The sequence below is a fragment of the Pseudarthrobacter sp. NCCP-2145 genome, from assembly GCF_023708005.1.
Lineage (GTDB): Bacteria > Actinomycetota > Actinomycetes > Actinomycetales > Micrococcaceae > Arthrobacter > Arthrobacter oxydans.
In genome coordinates, this window is the sequence record NZ_BRCG01000022.1 from 21734 (window position 1) to 40309 (window position 18576).

Consider the following 18576-nt stretch of genomic DNA (forward strand, 5'->3'; position numbering starts at 1 on the left):
TAGCAGCAGATGTCGTTATGAGCCCCCCAAACGACACCTGCTGCTACCTAGTTGGGTCCTTTGCCGTGGCCGCGGCCCAGCCCCAAGCCCGGACCCCCGCCGGCGCCCTCAACGATCCGCTGCGCTGTCACGGTCTCGCCATCCTTCACTCCGGAGATCCGGACCTCGGAGCCTGTGGTGATGTCCGCAATGGTTCCGTCGGCCCGCTTGGGACGCTTGCCGCCGTCGTCCCCTGCCGCCGGACCACCCGCCGGCGGGGCTGCCACCTGCGTGATCTTCGTTTCCGCGCCGATGATGTAGGCCTGCGAGTAGTTGTCCTCGCTTCGAACGGTAATGGAGGTTTCACTGACGGACTCCACGGTGCCGCGCTGGGTCACCTCGGTGTGGAAAGTCCCGTCAGCATTCTTGACCACGCTCTCGCCATGCAGGTGCTGCCCGCGCTGGGCCTTGTCAGGCTTGGCGTGTCCCGGCCCCTTGTCCTGGCCGGGGGCCCTGTTGTGTCCAGGGGCGTCGCCGGACTTTCCCGGCGACGAGGACGACGGCGGTGCAGGCGGCGGCGACTCGTTCGTGGCCCATGCGAACGCCACCCCGGTCCCGGTCAGGACGAGTGCCACGGCCCCGCCGAGCGCAGCCTTGCGGAATCCCAGCGGTTCCCATACCGACATAAACCCACACCTCCCACAGCACCGGCAGGGCATTCCCCGTGAGCGGAGCCCTGGTGGTTCAGTGTAGGACGGGGCTGTACCGCCGCACACGAGTAGCCAGCGGCTGGCGGGAAGTGAGTACTACTTAAACGCAACTGGGTAGCAGTAGATGTCGTTATGAGCGCTCAAAACGACATTTACTGCTACCCAGTTGGGCGGGAGGGCTTAGGCGGTGACGCCCAGCTTCTCCAGGATGAGTTCCCGGACGCGGGCGGCGTCGGCCTGGCCGCGGGTGGCCTTCATGACTCCGCCCACGATGGCGCCGACGGCCTGGACCTTGCCGCCGCGGATCTTGTCCGCGACGCCGGGCTGGGCGGCCAGCGCAGCATCGATGGCTTCGAGCAGGGGCCCGTCGTCGGAGACCACGGCCAGGCCGCGCTTCTCCACGATGTCCGCAGGAGTGCCCTCGCCGGCCAGGACGCCGTCCAGGACCTCCGTGGCCATCTTGTTGTTGATCTTGCCGTCTTCCACCATGCGTGCGAGCTCCACGATGGTGGCCGGCTGGACGCCGAGCTGGCCGGGATCGACGTCGGCGTTCTTCGCACGCCCCACGATCTCGCCCATCCACCACTTGCGGGCCACGGAGGCCGAGGCCCCGGCAGCAATGGTTTCCTCGATCTCGTCCATGACGCCTGCGTTCACGACGTCGCGGAACTCGAGGTCCGAGTAGCCCCAGTCAGCCTGCAGGCGCTTCCGGCGGGCGGCCGGCGGCTCGGGCAGGGTGACACGCAGCTCCTCAACCCATTCACGCGACGCCACCACGGGAACCAGGTCCGGCTCCGGGAAATAGCGGTAGTCGTCGGCGTCGGACTTGGGCCGGCCGGACGTGGTGGTGCGGGTGTCCTCATGCCAGTGGCGGGTTTCCTGGACCACCGGGTTGCCGGCGTCCAGGACGGCGGCGTGGCGCTGGATCTCGTAGCGGACGGCGTGTTCGACGGCGCGCAGCGAGTTTACGTTCTTGGTTTCGGACCGGATGCCGAACCGTTCACGGCCGTGCGGGCGCAGCGAGACGTTGGCGTCGCAGCGGACGTTGCCGCGTTCCATCCGGGCGTCGGAGACACCGAGGTTCTTGACGATCTCGCGGACGGCAGCCACGTAGGCCTTGGCCAGCTCGGGGGCGCGGGAGCCTGCCCCCTCGATGGGCTTGGTGACGATTTCCACCAGCGGAACACCGGCGCGGTTGTAGTCCACCAGGGAGAAGTCGGCGCCGTGGATGCGGCCGGTGGCACCGCCCATGTGGGTCAGCTTGCCGGCGTCCTCTTCCATGTGGGCGCGCTCGATCTCCACGCGGAACACGGTGCCGTCGGAGAGCTCGATGTCCAGGTACCCGTCGTACGCTATGGGTTCGTCGTACTGGGACGTCTGGAAGTTCTTGGGGGTGTCCGGGTAGAAGTAGTTCTTCCGGGCGAACCGGCAGCTCTCGGCGATCTTGCAGTTGAGCGCCAGGCCGATCTTGATGGAGGACTCCACCGCGGTCTTGTTCACCACGGGCAGGACGCCGGGCATGCCGAGGTCCACCTCGTTGACGTTGGTGTTGGGCTCGTCGCCGAAGACGTTGGGCGCGGAGGAGAACATCTTGGTCTTGGTGTTGAGCTCCACGTGGACCTCGAAGCCCAGGACGGGATCGTACTTCTCCATGGCTTCTTCGAAGCTCAGGATTGCTTCTGTGTTCATTACTTTGCCTCCTGGCTTCCAACAAGGGTTTCGACGGGCCCGGCCGCGGCGGCAAGCTCGGGCGCCTGCGCAAGCAGCGGTCCGCCCCATTTGGCCTCCAGCAGTGATTCGAGTACGGCGCCTACCCGGTAAAGGCGGGCGTCCTCGCGGGCCGGTGCCAGCAGCTGGATGCCCACGGGGAGGCCGTCCTCGTCCGCCAGGCCGCCGGGCAGGGACAGGCCCGGCACACCTGCCAGGTTGGCCGGAATGGTGGCGACGTCGTTGAGGTACATGGCCAGCGGATCGTCCAGCTTTTCGCCAAGGCGGAAGGCCGTGGTGGGGGCGGTGGGCGAAATCAGCACGTCCGCCACGGTGAAAGCGGCATCGAAGTCGCGCTGCACCAGGGTGCGGACCTTCTGGGCCGAGCCGTAGTAGGCGTCGTAGTAGCCGGCGCTCAGCGCGTAGGTGCCCAGGATGATGCGGCGCTTCACTTCGTCGCCGAAGCCGGCGGCGCGGGTGGCACCCATGACGCGTTCGATGGTCATGGGACCGTCCTCGGGCAGGACGCGCAGGCCGTAGCGGACGCCGTCGAACTTGGCGAGGTTGGAGGAGGCCTCGGAGGGCATGATCAGGTAGTAGGCGCCCAGGGCGTACTGGAAGTTGGGGCAGGAGACCTCGACGATTTCCGCGCCGGCTTCCTTGAGGATTTCCAGGGAGTCATTGAAGCGGTTTTCGACGCCGGCCTGGTAGCCCTCGCCGTGCAGCTCCTTGATGATGCCGATCCGCATGCCTTCGACGTTGCCTGTCTTCGCGGCGGCGACGAGGTCGGCCAGCGGGTCAGGCAGCGAGGTGGAATCCCGGGAGTCGTGCCCGCCGATGACCTGGTGCAGGAGTGCCGAGTCCAGGACGGTCCGGGACACGGGGCCGATCTGGTCCAGCGAGGACGCCATGGCGATGGCGCCGTAGCGGGAGACGCTTCCGTACGTGGGCTTGACGCCCACGGTGCCGGTGACGGCGCCGGGCTGGCGGATGGACCCGCCGGTGTCCGTGCCCAGCGCGAGGGGTGCCTCGAAGGCGGCGACGGCGGCCGCGGACCCGCCGCCGGAACCGCCGGGGATACGGTCCAGGTCCCACGGGTTGCGGGTGGGGCCGAAGGCGGAGTGTTCGGTGGAGGAGCCCATGGCGAACTCGTCCAGGTTGGTCTTGCCCAGGATGGGCATCTTCGCCGCGCGCAGGCGCTCCACCACGGTGGCGTCGTACGGGCTGTGCCAGCCCTCGAGGATTTTGGAGCCCGCGGTGGTGGGCTGGCCAATGGTGACGATGAGGTCCTTGACGGCGATGGGGACGCCGGCCAGGACGTGCAGCGCCTCGGCTTCGGCTCCGCCGGCGGCGCGGATGGCGTCCACCTCGGCGGCGACGGCGAGCGCCTCTTCGGCGTTGACGTGCAGGAAGGCGTGGACGCCGCGTTCACCGCCGTCAACCTCCGCGATCCGGTCCAGGTAGGCCTGGGTGACCTCGACGGAGGTGACCTCGCCGGCTGCCAGCTTTTCCGCGAGCCGTGCGGCTGAGAGGCGGATCAGTGTGTTGGTGTCAGTCATGGGTTATGCCTCATCCAGGATTGCCGGGACCTTGAAACGGTTGTCGTCGGAATCCGGCGCCCCGGAGAGTGCCTGTTCCGCGGTGAAGGTATGGCCCACAACGTCTTCGCGGAACACGTTGCTCAGCGGAATTGGGTGTGAGGTGGCCGGGACGTCGTCTCCGGCGGCCTGACTGACGGATTTGACCGAATCGACGATGACGGCCAGTTCTCCGGCCATCCTGTCCAGCTCTTGGTCACTCATCTCAATGTGAGCGAGCCGCGCGAGATGCGCGACGTCGTCACGGTTGATCGCAGCCATGGATCTCCCCTGCAAAGTTCGAATTGATTTCCGATCCATTCTAGTGGGGAAACAATGATGCCCGTCTGACATCCCCCAGCGGGCGTCAGACGGGCACCTTGATGCCGGGTTCCGCCACCAGGTGGCGGGAGCACGGCAGCTATAGACTAACCGATTCCGATGGCTCCGGTCAGCATGCCGATTCCCAGCATGACCAGGGAGACCACAGCGCTGCGCCACAGGACCTTCTTGTGGTGGTCGCCCAGGTCGACCTTGGCCAGTGAAACCAGCAGCAGGATGGCCGGAACCAGCGGGCTCTGCATGTGGAACGGCTGGCCGGTGATGGAGGCGCGGGCCATCTCGGCGGCGCTGATTCCGTAGTGTCCGGCCGTCTCGCTCAGGACGGGCAGCACGCCGAAGTAGAAAGCGTCGTTGCTCATGAAGAACGTCATGGGGATGCTCAGGACGCCGGTGATGACGGCCATGAGCGGGCCCATGCTGGAGGGGATGATCTGGACCAGCCAGGCGGACATGGCTTCCACCATGCCGGTGCCGGTGAGGACGCCGGTCAGGACTGCGGCGGCCATGACCATGCTGACGACTGCCACGACCGACGGTGCGTGGGCCACGATCTGTGCGGCCTGGTCCTTGACGTTGGGGAAGTTGACCAGCAGTGCGATGGCGGAGCCCACCATGAAGACGTAAGGCAGGGGCACGAGGTCGGCGATGAGCATGCCCATGACGGCGACGGTGAGGCCCAGGTTGAACCACTGCAGCTTGGGGCGCAGGGTGCTGCGGTTGGGGTCCAGGGCGGTGTCCGCCATGGCTGTGTCGTGTTCATCCACCAGGTCCCCGGTGCGTTCCAGGACGGCAACGGACGAGCCGTCTGTGGAGACGCCGCCGACGGCGGGGGCTGCGCCGCCCGGGTTGGTCGCCTTGGGTCCGCGGCCGGCACCTGAACCACTGGTACCACCTGAAGGGTGCGTGCCGCCGTCGAACGCCTCAGCGGTAAAGGGCTCTGCCGTGAACGGCATTGCCCAGATTTCCGGCTGGGTGGCGCGGAGGCGGTTGCGCTCCTGCAGGCCGAGCAGCCAGGCGAAGGCCAGGACGACGGCGATGCCGGCCAGGAGGGACGGGATCATCGGGACGAAGACGTCGTTAACGTCGATGTTCAGGGCGCTGGCGGCGCGGGCGGTGGGACCGCCCCACGGCACGATGTTCATGGTGCCGTTGGCCAGGCCGGCCACGCAGGTGAGGACCACGGGGCTCATCTTCAGCCGGAGGTAGATGGGCAGCATGGCCGCCGTGGTGAGGATGAAGGTGGTGGAGCCGTCACCGTCGAGGGATACGGCGGCCGCGAGGATGGCAGTTCCCAGGACCACCTTGGCGGGGTCGTTGCCGAGCTTGCGGAGGATGAACCGGACCAGGGGGTCGAACAGCCCGACGTCGATCATCAGGCCGAAGTAGATGATGGCAAACATCAGCAGGGCTGCGGTTGAGGTCATGGACTTCATGGAGTCCATGACCATGTCGCCAATGCCCAGGCCTGCACCGGCGAAGAGGCCAAAAACGGTGGGGACGATGATCAACGCCAGCACTGGCGTCAACTTCTTCGTCATGATCAGCACCATGAATACCGCGATCATTGCGAATCCAAGTAATACCAGCACGGCCGGCTCCTTACTATGTGAACAGCGGCACAGCGGTGTGACGCGTGCTACAGACTGTAGGGTGGCGGCCGTCACGGCCGTGCCTTTGGCTCAATTGATTGGCATACTGCTTATTGGGAGCATTTTGCTCATTGTGCTCACGGCTGCCGGTGTCCGCGGCTGCCCGCCCTAATCAAGGAGGATCATGCAGCGTTCCGTGCCCCGGCGGCCGTTGCGGTTCTCCACCCAGACCCTCCTGCTCCAGTTGTCCGTGGTGATCCTCGTTGTCCTGTTCAGCGCCGCCGTGCACGCCTGGCTCACCTACGACAGGGTGGGCAGCGAGGCCGAAAACCAGGCCCTGACGCTGGCGCGGACCGTAGCCTCGGACGCCTCGGTGCGGGCTGACGTGCTGGCCATCAGCCAGCAGCCCGGCACTCCCCCGGCCGCCGAACTCGCGGCGGGCCCGCTGATGGAAGCAGCCGAAGCGGCACGGACCCGGACCGGCGCCCTGTTCGTGGTGATCACCGACGAGACCGGCCTGCGGCTTGCCCACCCGGACCCGGAGCGCCTGGGCGAAAAGGTCAGCACCGACCCGTCCGAGGCCCTGGCCGGCCGGGAGGTCACCACCCGGAACACGGGAACGCTGGGGCCCTCTGCCGGGGCGAAGGTACCCGTCTACGCGCCGGACGGCACCACTGTGGTGGGCGAGGTCAGCGTGGGCTACTCCATGGAAACGGTGGGCCAGAGCGTGGCACGGGATATCGGCCCCGTCGCCCTCACCGCCGCCGGGGCGCTGCTGGCGGGCGTGCTGGGTTCCTTCCTGCTGCGGCGCCGGCTGACGCGGCTCACCCTGGGGCTTGAACCCGAGGAGATCAGCACGCTGGTCCATGACCAGGTGGCGGTCCTCCAGGGCGTGGACGACGGCGTCGTCGGCGTCTCCGCCGACGGGCGGATCACCGTGTTCAACGCAGCAGCCCAACGGCTGCTGGACCTGCCGGACCTGGCCGGCAGCCGCTGGGAGGACGCTCCGGTGCCGGACCAGGTGAAGTCCCTCACCCGGGCAGGCTCCAACAGCCCCGAGGCGCTTGAGCTGGTGGCCGGCGGGCGCGTGCTGGTGGCCAATGCCCGCAAGGCCCTGCACCGGCGGGAGGACCTTGGCTGGGTGGTGATGCTCCGGGACCGCACGGAACTCCAGCAGCTCACCCGGCAGCTGGATGCCGTGGGAACCATGTCCACGGCGCTGCGGGCCCAGCGCCACGAGTTCGCCAACCAGCTGCACACCATTGCCGGGTTCATGAGCATCGGCCAGCACCAGCAGGCCCGGGAGTACCTGGCACGGCTGGCAGCCACCGGGCCTCTGAAATTCCCGGTGGACCAGGCCGAGCTGCTCCAGGACCCGTACTTGCAGGCTTTCGTGGGCGCCAAGGGCGTGGAGGCGGACGAGCGCGGGGTGGCCCTGCGGATCGGCCCCGAGACCCTGGTCCGCGGGCAGGTGGCGGAGACCCAGGACGTCACCACAGTGCTCGGCAACCTGATCGACAACGCGGTCAACGCCGCGGTGGCAGGCTCCGCCACGGACCGCTGGGTGGAGCTGGAGGTGCTGGACGAGCCGGACGACGACGGCGGCACGCTGCACATCGTCGTCGCCGACTCGGGTGACGGGCTGGCGGAGGGAACGGACCCGGAGGCGATCTTCGCGGAAGGCTTCAGCACGGCGTCCGGGCCGCTGGCCCGGAACGGCAGCGGCGGCCAGGGGTTTGGGCTGGCCCTGGCGCGCCAGCTGGCCCGGCGGCGCGGCGGGGACGTCAGGGTCCTGGAATCGGGCAGTCCGGGCGGACCAGGCGCAGTATTCATGGCCACCCTGCCGGGGACCACGGCAGGGACGGCGGGCAGGACAAGCACAGGAACAGCCGGAAAGGACACCCATGCCTGAAGATTTTCGGGTGCTGATCGTGGACGACGACTTCCACGTGGCCAAGCTCCACGCCGCCTACGTGGATTCCGTGGCGGGATTCATGGCGCTGGCACCGGTGGGCACCGCGTCGCTGGCGCTGCAGTCCATCCACAGCCTGAGGCCGGACCTGGTGCTGCTGGACGTCTACCTGCCGGACGCGTCGGGACTGGACCTGCTCCAGCAGCTGGACGTGGACACCATCATGCTGACGGCGGCCTCCGATGCCGTTTCCGTCCGGGTGGCCTTCCGCCGCGGCGCGCTGGGCTACCTCCTGAAGCCTTTTACGTCGGAGGCGCTGTCCCAGCAGCTGCGGTCGTATGCCCGGTACCGCCGCCTGCTGGCGCAGCCCGGGGCCCTGGACCAGGAGGCGGTGGAGCGCGCCAAGCGCGCTTTGATCCCGGGCGACGTCACGCCGTCGTCAAAACCCCGCTCGGCAACCGAGGCGGCAGTACTGGAATCCCTGATTCCCGGCGAGCAGTACTCGGCGGCGGAGGTGGCCGGCCGGGTGGGGGTTTCCCGCGCCACCGCGCAACGGTACCTGTCCTCCCTGGCGGACGACGGCGCCGTGGACATCCAGCTGCGGTACGGAACGACAGGGAGGCCGGAGCACCGCTACGGACTCCCCGCCACGTGAGCCGGTGCTCCTAGTTGCTGCCCTTCTGCGCCACGAGCTCGATCTCCACGAGCATCTTGGGGTCCAGGAACGGCAGGACATGCACCAGTGACAGGGTGGGGCGGATATCGCCGAAAACCTCGCCGTGGGCCCGGCCTGCGTCTTCCCACTTGCTGATGTCCGTGAGGTAGAGCTTGGACTGGACGACGTCCTCGAAGGAGAAGCCGGCCTCAGCGAGGACTGTGCCGAGTTTCTGCAGGATGTACCGGGTCTGGGTGTAGAAATCGTCCCCAACGATTCCGTCCTTGCCGCTGGCCGCGGTGGCGGAGATGTAGAGGGTGTTGTCCACCTGGACGGCCCGTGAGTAGCCGAGGGTCTGCTCCCAGACGGAGCCGGTGCCTAAGGTTTTGCGCATGGTGGGCCTTTCACTGCTGGATGGGGTTCGGCACCACAGTAGGGCTGCTACACGTCGAGGCGGTAAACCAGCAGTTTTATGTCAGTTCCTGGGACCAGCCAGTCACGTTCGGGCACCCGGCGGAAGCCCGTCTTGCGGTAGAGGCCGTGGGCGCTTTCCCAGGTCTGTCCGGTGGTGAGGGCAACAGCCTTGATGCCGTCCAGCTGCCTGGCATAGTCCAGGATGGCATCCACCATGGCCCTGCCCGCGCCGCTGCGCTGCACCGCCGGATCCACCACCAGCATGCGGAACTCCAGCTCGTCCTCGAGGGCGATGTCCGCGTATGGCTCACCTGCCCGCGCCAGTGTCACCGAACCGACAACCTGGCCGTCCCGTTCGGCCACCCAGATGGTGGCGTGCCCGGCCCGCAGCGCCACGTCCTGCACTTTGCGCATGTAGGGGTGGTCGGCGTCCTCAAAGTAGCCCGCGGCGAGGTAGGAATCTCGCGTAATGCGGGCAACGGCGTCGTAATCTGCTTCGACGGCGGGACGGACTGTTATCTGCGGCTGCACCCGTCAATGGTAGTGGTACTGGCCGGTAACACCTGGCAAACCGGCGCTTTTCGTGAGCGAACTATCAGAGCGGGAATTTACCCGAAAGCTCCAGGCCCCCGGCGCAGGTCCAGGCGTCCAGGCGGTCGGCGTCGGTGGGCCCGCCCTCCAGCGGACTGGCCAGGCGCGGCCGCCGGACCCAGCAGCCGGCCTCTTCCGCAATGAGCGCACCGGCAGAGAAATCGTGCTCGTTGAGGCCGCGCTCCCCATACGCATCGTGGGTCCCGTCGGCCACGAGGCACAGGTCCAGGGCGGCGGATCCCAGGCGCCGGACATCGGCGAAGCCGTCCATCAGTCCGGCCAGGAAAACGGCCTGCTCGGCCCGGACCCCGGGATCGTAGCTGAACCCGGTGGCCAGGATCTGGCCCTTCCGGCCCGGGACGGGACCCTCCAGCCGGGTCACCCTCCCTGCTTCCTCCAGCCAGGCGCCCTGGCCGCGTGCGGCGTAGTAGACGCGGCCCAGCGCAGGGGCGTTGACGACGCCGGCCAGCCAGGCGCCGTCGGCATCGGCGACTGCCACGGAGGTGGCGTAGTAGACGATGTTGCGGATGAAGTTGGTGGTGCCGTCCAGCGGGTCGATGGACCAGCGGTAGCCTGTGGGTTCGGCCGGCCGGGTGGTGCCGTGTTCCTCGCCGGTGATGGCGTCGCCCGGGCGGGCTGCCGTGATGACGTCCCGGACGGCGTGCTCGGCCGCGACGTCGAATGCCGTGACCCAGTCGCCGGCGTCGCCCTTGTTGCTGGCCTGCAGGGCCTCTGCGTTGCGGCCGGCCAGCACCGCGGCTCCCGCCTCCGCTGCAGCCTTGGCCACCTCCAGCAGGTCTGTAGGACTCGTCATGCCGTTACCTCCGCGTCAGTGTGTTCTGCCGGAGCCGCGGACTCAGGCCCCTCTGCCTCAGCCCCAACCTCCAGTTCAGCCCCGCCCTCCAGTGCTGCCGGCCCGCCGGCCAGGAGCTTGCGGAAACCGTCCTCGTCCAGCACCGGAACGCCCAGCTGCTCGGCTTTGTCCAGCTTGGTACCGGCGCTTTCACCGGCCACCAGGTAGCTGGTGTTCTTGGAGACGGAACCGGCCGCCTTTCCGCCCCGGACCAGGATGGCTTCCTTGGCTTCGTCCCGGCTGAAGTTCGGCAGCGAGCCGGTGACCACCACCGTCAGTCCTTCGAGCGTGCGGGGCATGGAGTCGTCGCGTTCGTCCGCCATCCGGACCCCCGCGGCCGCCCAGCGGTCCACGATCTCCTGGTGCCAGTCCTCCGCGAACCATTCCTTCAGAGCTGCAGCGATGGTGGGGCCGACGCCGTCAACATGCGCCAGGTCCTCCTCCGACGCCTGGCGGATGGCGTCCATGGTGCCGAAGGCGGTAGCCAGCGCACGGGATGCCCGCGGGCCCACGTGCCGGATGGACAGTGCAACCAGCACCCGCCAGAGCGGCTGGGCTTTGGCCTTCTCCAGTTCCGTGAAGAGTTTTTCCGTGGTGGCCGTGGGCTTGGACGGTGACTTGGCCGTGCCCTTGCTGTAGAAGTAGGGCACCAGCTCGTATTCGCCAGTCGGGACGCCTTTGGACCGCTTCTCCCGCCGGATGCGGACGCCGGCCAGGTCCTCGCGGGTGAGGTCGAACAGCGCGGCTTCGGAGGTGAGCGGTGGAACTTCCGGCTCGGCCGGCTGGGTCAGCGCAATGGCGGCTTCCCAGCCGAGGGCCTCGATGTCGAAGGCTCCCCGGCCGGCCAGGTGGAACACCCGCTCGCGCAGCTGGGACGGGCAGGACTTGGCGTTGGGGCAGCGGATGTCCACGTCGCCCTCCTTGGCCGGAGCCAGCGGTGTACCGCAGGAGGGGCATTCGGTGGGCATCACGAAATCCCGCACCGGCGGGTCCTGCTGGTCGCGGAGGGCAAGGACCGGGCCCACGATCTCGGGAATCACGTCGCCCGCCTTGCGCAGGACCACGATGTCGCCGATCTTCACGCCCTTGGCCTTGACCACGTCCTGGTTGTGCAGGGTGGCCATTTCCACGGTTGAGCCTGCTACCTTGACCGGTTCCATCATGCCGAAGGGCGTCACGCGGCCGGTGCGGCCCACGTTCACCAGGATGTCGAGCAGCTTGGTGTGCACTTCCTCGGGCGGATATTTATAGGCCACCGCCCAGCGCGGGACCCTGGTGGTGTAGCCGAGTGCGCGCTGGGTGGCGAAGTCGTCCACCTTGATGACGATGCCGTCGATCTCATGCAGCAGCTTGTGGCGCTGGTCCCCGTAGCGCTTGATGAAGTCCAGAACCTCCCCGACGCTTTTAAGCACCTCGGAGTAGGGGCTGACAGGGAGGCCCCATTCCTTCAGCAGGGCGTAGGTCCCGGACTGGCTGCGCGCCTGCAGACCTTCGCGGGCGCCGATGCCGTGGACAAACATTTTGAGCGGGCGCTTGGCAGTTTCGGCAGGGTCCTTCTGGCGGAGCGAGCCGGCTGCAGCGTTGCGGGGGTTGGCCAGGGGCGCTTTGCCGGCTTCAATCAGTGCTTCATTGAATTCGGCGAAAGCCTTGGACGGGATAAAGACTTCCCCGCGGATTTCCATCTCGGCCGGAAAGTCCCCGCCCTGGAGCTGCTGCGGGATTTCCTTGATGGTGAGGACGTTGTGCGTGATGTCCTCACCGGTGGTGCCGTCCCCGCGGGTGGCTGCGCGGACCAGCTTCCCCTTGCGGTACAGGAGGTTGACCGCCAGTCCGTCGATCTTGAGCTCCGTCAGCCAGGCCACGGCAGGGGTGCCGTCGCCGAGCTTGCCGATGCCGGCCTCGGCCTTGGCGAGCCAGGCCTCCAGTTCCTCGAGGGAGAAAACATCCTCGAGGCTGTACATCCGCTGCAGGTGCTCCACGGGCTCGAACGCGGCGGAGACTTCCCCGCCCACCTCCTGGGTCGGCGAGTCGTTCGCCACGAGTTCGGGGTGGAGCGCCTCGATCTCCTCCAGGCGCCGGAAGAGGTCATCGAATTCGGCATCGGAGACCAGCGGCGCATCTTCCTGGTAATACGCGAACCGGTACTTCCTGACCAGGTCCACCAGGTTCTCGTATTCCTCACGGACGGATTCGGTGGGGACGGCCTCAGGTTCCTTTGGTGTCCCGCCGGTGGCTGTTCCGGCACCGGGGGTCCGGTGCGGAGACATCGAGGCGGTCTTTTCTGCGGGGCCAGGTCCTGTAGTCACAGACCTATCTTGCCTCACCGTCCGTCAGTTCTTGCCTCACCGTCCGTCAGTGTGCCCGGAACCGGGTCCTGCCCCACCAGGTGAAAGCCAGCCCTGCGGTTCCCACCAGCAGCACACCGGCCGTGATGGTCAGGGGGTCCGGCCCTCCCGTTCCCGGACCGCCGGCGGGGGCAACGGCCGCGGCCTGGGTTGGCCTGGCCGGCCTGGTGACGGGTTTGGTCCAGTTTGATTCGGTGGAGGCAGTGGCCGAGGACGTGGTGCCGGGTTCCGTGATTGCGGCTTCCGGGGTGGCGGATCCGTCGGGCGATGCTTCCGCGGGGTCTGGAGCCGCGGGAACGATGGACTCGGCGGGCGGGGGTGCCGGGGTGGAGGTCGCAGTTGGCTGGGCCGCCGCCGGGGGCGCCGGCTCAGGGCCACCTGGCTGGCCGGGCGGCTCGTCGGGTCCCTTTGGTTTGTCCGCCCGGCCTTCGCCGGGTTTTGTTTCGGTGGGCTCCGGCGTACAGGATGCCCCGCACGAGGGGCTGGTGATGGTGGTTGCCGTGGGATCCGGAGTCTCAGCCGCTGCGGCCCCGGCGCGGACAGGCTTACTGCGAGCGCCAGGACGGCGGCCGACGCCGTCGCCGGGACAGCGCGGAGTGCTGGTAAGGACGGGGACATTTGCTACCTTTCGATGCGCGCAGTCCCCCGCTGCGGCTTTCTGGTGGCCCCGGTAGTTTTCTATACCTCCACGGAGGGCCGCAAATCCACCGGATCTGCGGCCCTCCGTGGACGCGATGCGTCAGACCCTGTTTTCGGGGGGCAGCGCCACCTGGATTTTCCGGGCCTTGCCGCGGCCCACCACGTAGCCGCGGCCCGGGATGAAGTCCGGGCTGACACGGCCCAGGGAGGTGTTCAGCAGGCTCTCCCCTTCGATGTCGCCGGGGTTCAGCAGCAGCCCGCGCCGGCCGGATTTGAACGGCTGGGCAAGGGACCAGGCGGAGGACCAGGTGGAGGTTTCGGATTCCCCCACCACCCACTGGTCCGCCTTGATGGACGCCGTCACCAGTTGGGCCACTCCGGATTCCGCCAGGGTGTCGGTGAACTCAGTGAGTCCTTCGATGAAGATGCCCAGGGCCCCGGGATTCCCGGAGGAGTGTTCCACCAGGTCCTCCACCACCTCGGCGAGGTCGTCTGCGCCCACGATGGACCGGTTCCAGATGGGCAGGGACGCGACGGCGGAGCGCCGGGATCCGATGTAGACCAGCTCCGTGTCAGGGCTGGACCGGCGCAGGGCGTACGCGAGTGTCACCAGGGCGACGGTGCGGCCTGCACCCGGGGGGCCGGCCAGGAGCAGCGGTCCCCTGGCCAGGATCTCGGCGGGCTGCAGGGTCTCGTCGTCGACGCCAATGACCGGAAGGCCCTGGCTGCCGGCGGGCAGGACCTCCAGGTCCACCTGTTCCGGAAGCCTCTCGATGACGGGGGCGGCGTCCAGCCCCTGGCGCTGCATGGCTTCACTGAGTTTGTGGACCTCGCGGGCCTGCAGCGCCAGGTTGGAGTTACCGCCGAGGACTGCCAGTTGGACTTCGAGGCCGTCCAGGAGTCCGCGTCCGGGAGGTGAGGCGGCGTTGAGGACGTCCCGGGGCACGTCCAGGGAAATGTAGTCGTCTTCGGAGGACAGCCGCAGGACCAGGCGGCGCTGGATGGAAGCGAGCAGTGACGCCGGCACGGCGTTCGGCCTGTCGCCGGTGACCACTAGATGGATGCCGACGGCGCGGCCGTCCGTGGCCAGCTGGAGGAAGATGTCCCACAGGGCGGATAGCCTGCTGTGTTCGTAGGCCTCCCGGAACGCGGACATGCCGTCCACCAGCACGAAGATGCGCTTTTCGTCGGGCCTGTTGGCCAGCTTGCGGTACTCCACGATGGTGGCGGCGCGGACCTCAGCGTACCGGGCGGAGCGCTGCTCCGCGATGTCCCGCAGCAGGCGCAGCAGGCGCCCGACGCGTTCCACGTCGTCGCCGTTGATGATGCCGCCCACGTGGGGAAGCTCTTCCAGCATTCGCAGCCCGGAGGAGCCGCAGTCGATGCCGTAGACATGCACCGGCCCGCCGCGCGGCGTGATGGCCGCGGCAATGGCGATGCCGCGCAGCGCTGCGGACTTTCCTGACCCGCCGGTGCCGTAGATGGCCATGTTCCCGTCCTTGTCCGGTTCGTAGAACACGGTGGGCTGGGACTGGCGGGCGGGATCGTCGGCAACGCCGAGGAGGAGCTGCTCGTCCGTGCGGGGGTTGGGCAGCCTGGAAAAGTCGTAGGTCTTGGCCAGTTCGTCCAGCCAGGGTTTGCGCGGGGCATGGATGGACAGCGTCTCGGCAGCCCGGACGATGGTTGAAGTCATCCGTGCGATGTCGTTGGGGCCTGTGGGCTCTGCCGCCTCGGGTTTCTCCGGTGCCGGGGCTTCCCAGCTGGGCCCCGAGCCGAAGGCCATCTCAACAACGTCGATCTGCGGCCGCTGCGGTTTCTCCGTGGTCCAGCCGCCGGCGTAGCCGGTCTGGAAGCCCTGGATCCGGCCGGGGCCCGTCTTCGCGGCGCCGCGGCCGGGGATGGACGGGTCAAAGTATGCGGCGTCCGGCACGCCCAGGATGTCCGTGGCGTCGTCCTCATCGGCCATCCGCAGGGCCACCCGCAGGTTGGTGTTGGCACGCAGGCTGTCCTTGATGACGCCTGCCGGGCGCTGGGTGGCCAGGATGAGGTGCAGCCCCAGGGACCGTCCGCGGGCTGCAACGTCCACAACACCGTCCACGAATTCAGGCACCTCGCTGGCCAGCGCGGCAAACTCGTCGACGACGATCACCAGGTAGGGCGGGGCGTCGGGGTCGGCCTCGCGCTGCAGGGCCAGCAGGTCTTTTGCTTTCTTCCGGTTCAGCAGGTGCTCGCGGTAGTGGAGTTCGGCGCGCAGCGAGGTCAGGGCGCGCCGGACCAGGTGCGGCGAGAGGTCTGTCACTAGGCCCACGGTATGGGGCAGGTTGATGCAGTCGGCGAAGGCGGCCCCGCCCTTGTAGTCCACGAACAGGAAGCTGACCCTGTCCGGGCTGTAGGCGGCGGCCATTCCCATCACCCAGGACTGCAGGAATTCGGATTTGCCGGCACCCGTAGTGCCTCCCACCAGCGCGTGCGGCCCCTCGTTCTTGAGGTCCAGGTACAGCGGTTCGATGCCCTTGGAGCCCACCAGGGCCCGCAGGGTCCCGTTGTCCTTGCGGTTGGCCACGGCGCTGGCGTGCACGGAGTTGTTTTCCGTCCAGCGTTCGGCGACGGACTGGGGGTTGTCCAGGAAGTCCTTGCCAATCAGGGTGGCATAGGAGACGGCCCGCGGAAGGTCGGAGTCGTCGTTTACGGGCTTGCCCACATCCATGACGGGCGCCAGCATCCGGGCCAGCTGGGCGGCCAGTTCCGCGTCAACGCTTTCGCAGCTGACGGGGTACGTGTGCCTGCCCAGGCGGACCTGCCCCGTGGTGGTGCCGTGGTCGCCGTCCACCACCATGAAGTCGCGGCAGGCTGCGGGAAGCGACTGGATGTCGGTGGCCACCCAGATCACGTGGACGCCGGAGTCAGGGCCGCGCTCTGCGAGCCGGGTGAGCCTGCCGCGGTCCACCGGGGCGTCGTCCTCCACGATGACCAGCACGGCCGGCAGCACTGGTTCGGCCACCTCCTGCTTGGCGGGGTCCAGCTCCGGCCGAAGGTCGGCGCCGGTGCGTTTGGCCGCCGCCTCCCGGGCGTCCAGGAGGTCCTCGAGCCGGGCCAGCAGCGAAGCCCCGCCGGCTGAGCCGGCCGCCAGGTGGTCGCCGGCGAGGGGGCTGTGCCCTGAGCCCACGTGGGGCAGCCACTGCAGCCAGTTCCACCGTTCCCGGGACTGGGCTGACGTGATGGCCGTGAGGACCACCTCCGCGGGCGAGTGGAGCCCCACGAGCTGCAGCACCATGCCGCGGGCCACGTCATCCACCAGGCCGCGGGCGCCGGCAATGCCCAGGGAGCCGGAGCTCCGCAGCTGCGAGACAACGGGAACGCCCTCAACGTTGCGGAACTGCTTCAGGCAATCCTGGATCTCCCGGGCGTACTGGACTTCGGTGTCGTTGTTCTGCGGTTCCTCAAGCAGGACCCGCGAGGGTGCGGTGCCCAGGCCAAACCGGAGGCCAAGGAATCCGCGGTGTTCCGGACGGTGGGTCCACAGCAGCGGACCCAGTTTGTAGATGGCGTCAACGGTGTCGCTGACGGACGGCGCCTCCTGCAGGCGGACGGCGCGTTCCACCTGCTGCAGTTCGGTGAGGTCGTGCCGGAAATCGGCCATGGAGGCGCGGAACTGCTTGAGCTGTTCCTTCTGCTGGCGCCTGGTCCGCATCTGCTGGTCCACGTAGTGGCCCACGACGAACAGCGGCATCATCAGCATGAACAGCACTGAGAGCGGGTTGCCGGTCACGGCGAAGATCACGGCGCCCATCAGCAGCGGGGTAATCATCATGATGTACGGGAAGGGATTGTCCTCGGGCCGTTTGGGCCCTGACGGGACCACGCGCTTTGGCTCCTCGAAGCGCGGAACCACCCGGGGTGAGCGGTTGAAGCTGACCAGGGGCGACGTCGGGGCTGCCGCATGGCTGTGCCCCAGCGGCACCACGGTCACGGTGGTGTCGCCCAAGGTCACCGTGTCCGAGGAATTGAGGGTGGCGCGGGTGACCGGAAGCCCGTCCATCAGGAGCCCGTTGGCGGAGTTGGTGTCCACGATTTCCACGCCGTCGCCCACCGTGATCCGGGCGTGCCGCTTGGACGTCAGGGGGTCCGAGAGGCGGATGTCCACGTCACGGTCCCGGCCGATGTAGCTGGTGCCGGTGGGCAGCGAAAACTCCCGGCCGGCGTCGGGCCCCGAAAGGACCCGGAGGGTGGCCGCTGCGGGACCGCGGCCGGCACCGGGCACGTCGAACTGCGTGCTGACCTGGGCCAGTGACACCACGGAGCCTGGGCGGAGGCCGCACTCCAGGAGGTTGTCGGTCCGGGTGAGCATGTTTCCGCTCAGGCCGGAGCCCACGAAGGCTTCCTCGATCCGCAGGGAGAGGTTGTCCGGGGCCGGCGTGCCCTTGCGGCCCGGGTCTGCGGCCCAGAGCACGGCAGCGGTATCGGCAACGGTGGCCAGGCCGTCAACTGTGACGGCGAGGTCCTTGGACTCGGCAGGATCCCGGCGAAGGGTCAGGCGGATCCTCATCCTTCGTCCACGCCCCTCATCTTCTCCAGCAGGTACAGGTCCTCGGGGGTCACCAGGTGCGACGTGACGGCGTGCTCCACCAGCCTGGCCCGGCGGTTGGTGGCCAGCTTCCCGCCGCCCCCTCTTAGGCCCACCACACCCACGCGGTCGAGTTTGTCACAGACGTTATCCAGCTTCCGGTTGAAGCGGGTCAGGGCCCAGCCCAGGGTCTTGGCGGCCGCGGCCGAGGAGGGAATGGCGCTGAAGCCGGTTCCTTCCCGCCGGAGCATAGGTTCGGCGAGCGCCACGATGAGTGCTTTCTGGGAGTCCGTGAACACTACCGGGCCGATAGTGGTGTCGCCGTTGCTGTCGCCCTCGCGCGACTCCTGCCGGAACGACGGCGTCTTCAGGTGCACCGCGAACTCGTAGGTCGTGGGTCCGGCGGTGAAGATGATGTTGGTATGGCTGAAGACCAGCGGGATCCGGGCGCCCGGCGCCAGCCAGGCCTGCATTCCGCCGGAGGCATCCGCCACCGTGGCGGAGAGCATGCTGCCCACGTTGCTGAGCCACCAGATCCCGTCGTAGCGGGCCACCTGCAGGAACTGCCGGTGCAGGTAAGGGTTGTCATCGACTTCCAGGTCGCCTTCGCGGCCGATATTGAAGACGTCCTCGTCCGATGGCTCGTACCACTCGCCACAGAAATCTATTGCTAGATCCCCCATTTTCTGTGCCTCCTCG

Annotated in this window: 13 protein-coding genes; 2 read left to right on the forward strand and 11 right to left on the reverse strand. The window is 68.0% G+C overall.

The window, feature by feature from the left end; translation table 11 throughout:
- Positions 1–47: 47 nt before the first annotated feature.
- The 5 genes from NFU08_RS16980 to NFU08_RS17000 all read right to left on the reverse strand — a co-directional run bounded on the left by NFU08_RS16980 (position 48) and on the right by NFU08_RS17000 (position 5937).
- Entirely contained in the window at positions 48–665 is a 618-nt protein-coding gene (locus NFU08_RS16980; RefSeq protein WP_251424811.1) for a hypothetical protein, read from the reverse strand.
- A 204-nt stretch (positions 666–869) separates the two neighbouring features.
- Positions 870–2378 carry an Asp-tRNA(Asn)/Glu-tRNA(Gln) amidotransferase subunit GatB gene (gene gatB / locus NFU08_RS16985; RefSeq protein WP_251424813.1) on the reverse strand — a complete coding sequence of 503 codons (1509 nt, stop codon included), beginning with the start codon at positions 2376–2378 and terminating at the stop codon, positions 870–872.
- Positions 2378–3955: an Asp-tRNA(Asn)/Glu-tRNA(Gln) amidotransferase subunit GatA gene (gene gatA, locus NFU08_RS16990; RefSeq protein ID WP_251424815.1), complete on the reverse strand. Its 1578-nt coding sequence runs from the start codon at positions 3953–3955 to the stop codon at positions 2378–2380. The genes gatB and gatA overlap by 1 nt, the downstream gene beginning before the upstream one ends.
- 3 nt (positions 3956–3958) lie before the next feature.
- Entirely contained in the window at positions 3959–4255 is a 297-nt protein-coding gene (gene gatC / locus NFU08_RS16995) for an Asp-tRNA(Asn)/Glu-tRNA(Gln) amidotransferase subunit GatC (protein WP_059319419.1), read from the reverse strand.
- A gap of 146 nt (positions 4256–4401) precedes the next feature.
- Positions 4402–5937 (reverse strand): SLC13 family permease, encoded by a 1536-nt coding sequence (locus NFU08_RS17000; RefSeq protein ID WP_364318617.1) that lies wholly within the window; start codon positions 5935–5937, stop codon positions 4402–4404.
- Between the two features lie 151 nt (positions 5938–6088).
- On the opposite strand from NFU08_RS17000, the gene NFU08_RS17005 reads away from it, so the two are divergent.
- Both NFU08_RS17005 and NFU08_RS17010 read left to right on the forward strand, forming a co-directional pair.
- Positions 6089–7816 (forward strand): sensor histidine kinase, encoded by a 1728-nt coding sequence (locus tag NFU08_RS17005; RefSeq protein ID WP_251424819.1) that lies wholly within the window; start codon positions 6089–6091, stop codon positions 7814–7816.
- Positions 7809–8471 carry a response regulator gene (locus NFU08_RS17010; RefSeq protein WP_251424821.1) on the forward strand — a complete coding sequence of 221 codons (663 nt, stop codon included), beginning with the start codon at positions 7809–7811 and terminating at the stop codon, positions 8469–8471. Before NFU08_RS17005 ends, NFU08_RS17010 begins: the two co-directional genes overlap by 8 nt.
- A 10-nt stretch (positions 8472–8481) precedes the next feature.
- Here NFU08_RS17010 and NFU08_RS17015 read toward each other — a convergent pair whose 3' ends face one another.
- From NFU08_RS17015 to NFU08_RS17040, 6 genes are all read right to left on the reverse strand, one after another.
- The gene (locus tag NFU08_RS17015) at positions 8482–8865 is read right to left on the reverse strand and encodes a RidA family protein (protein WP_251424823.1); all 384 of its coding nucleotides are present in this window, start codon (positions 8863–8865) and stop codon (positions 8482–8484) included.
- A 47-nt stretch (positions 8866–8912) separates the two neighbouring features.
- Positions 8913–9416 (reverse strand): GNAT family N-acetyltransferase, encoded by a 504-nt coding sequence (locus tag NFU08_RS17020; RefSeq protein WP_174179545.1) that lies wholly within the window; start codon positions 9414–9416, stop codon positions 8913–8915.
- 64 nt (positions 9417–9480) lie between these two features.
- Positions 9481–10290: an inositol monophosphatase family protein gene (locus NFU08_RS17025; RefSeq protein ID WP_251424824.1), complete on the reverse strand. Its 810-nt coding sequence runs from the start codon at positions 10288–10290 to the stop codon at positions 9481–9483.
- A complete protein-coding gene (gene ligA, locus NFU08_RS17030) occupies positions 10287–12596 on the reverse strand; it encodes an NAD-dependent DNA ligase LigA (RefSeq protein ID WP_251424865.1) in 2310 nt (769 codons plus the stop codon). The genes NFU08_RS17025 and ligA overlap by 4 nt, the downstream gene beginning before the upstream one ends.
- A gap of 817 nt (positions 12597–13413) precedes the next feature.
- Positions 13414–17859 carry an FtsK/SpoIIIE domain-containing protein gene (locus NFU08_RS17035; RefSeq protein WP_251424826.1) on the reverse strand — a complete coding sequence of 1482 codons (4446 nt, stop codon included), beginning with the start codon at positions 17857–17859 and terminating at the stop codon, positions 13414–13416.
- Complete coding sequence (locus NFU08_RS17040; protein ID WP_174179541.1) at positions 17856–18560, reverse strand: hypothetical protein; 705 nt, start codon at positions 18558–18560, stop codon at positions 17856–17858. The genes NFU08_RS17035 and NFU08_RS17040 overlap by 4 nt, the downstream gene beginning before the upstream one ends.
- Positions 18561–18576: the final 16 nt, after the last annotated feature.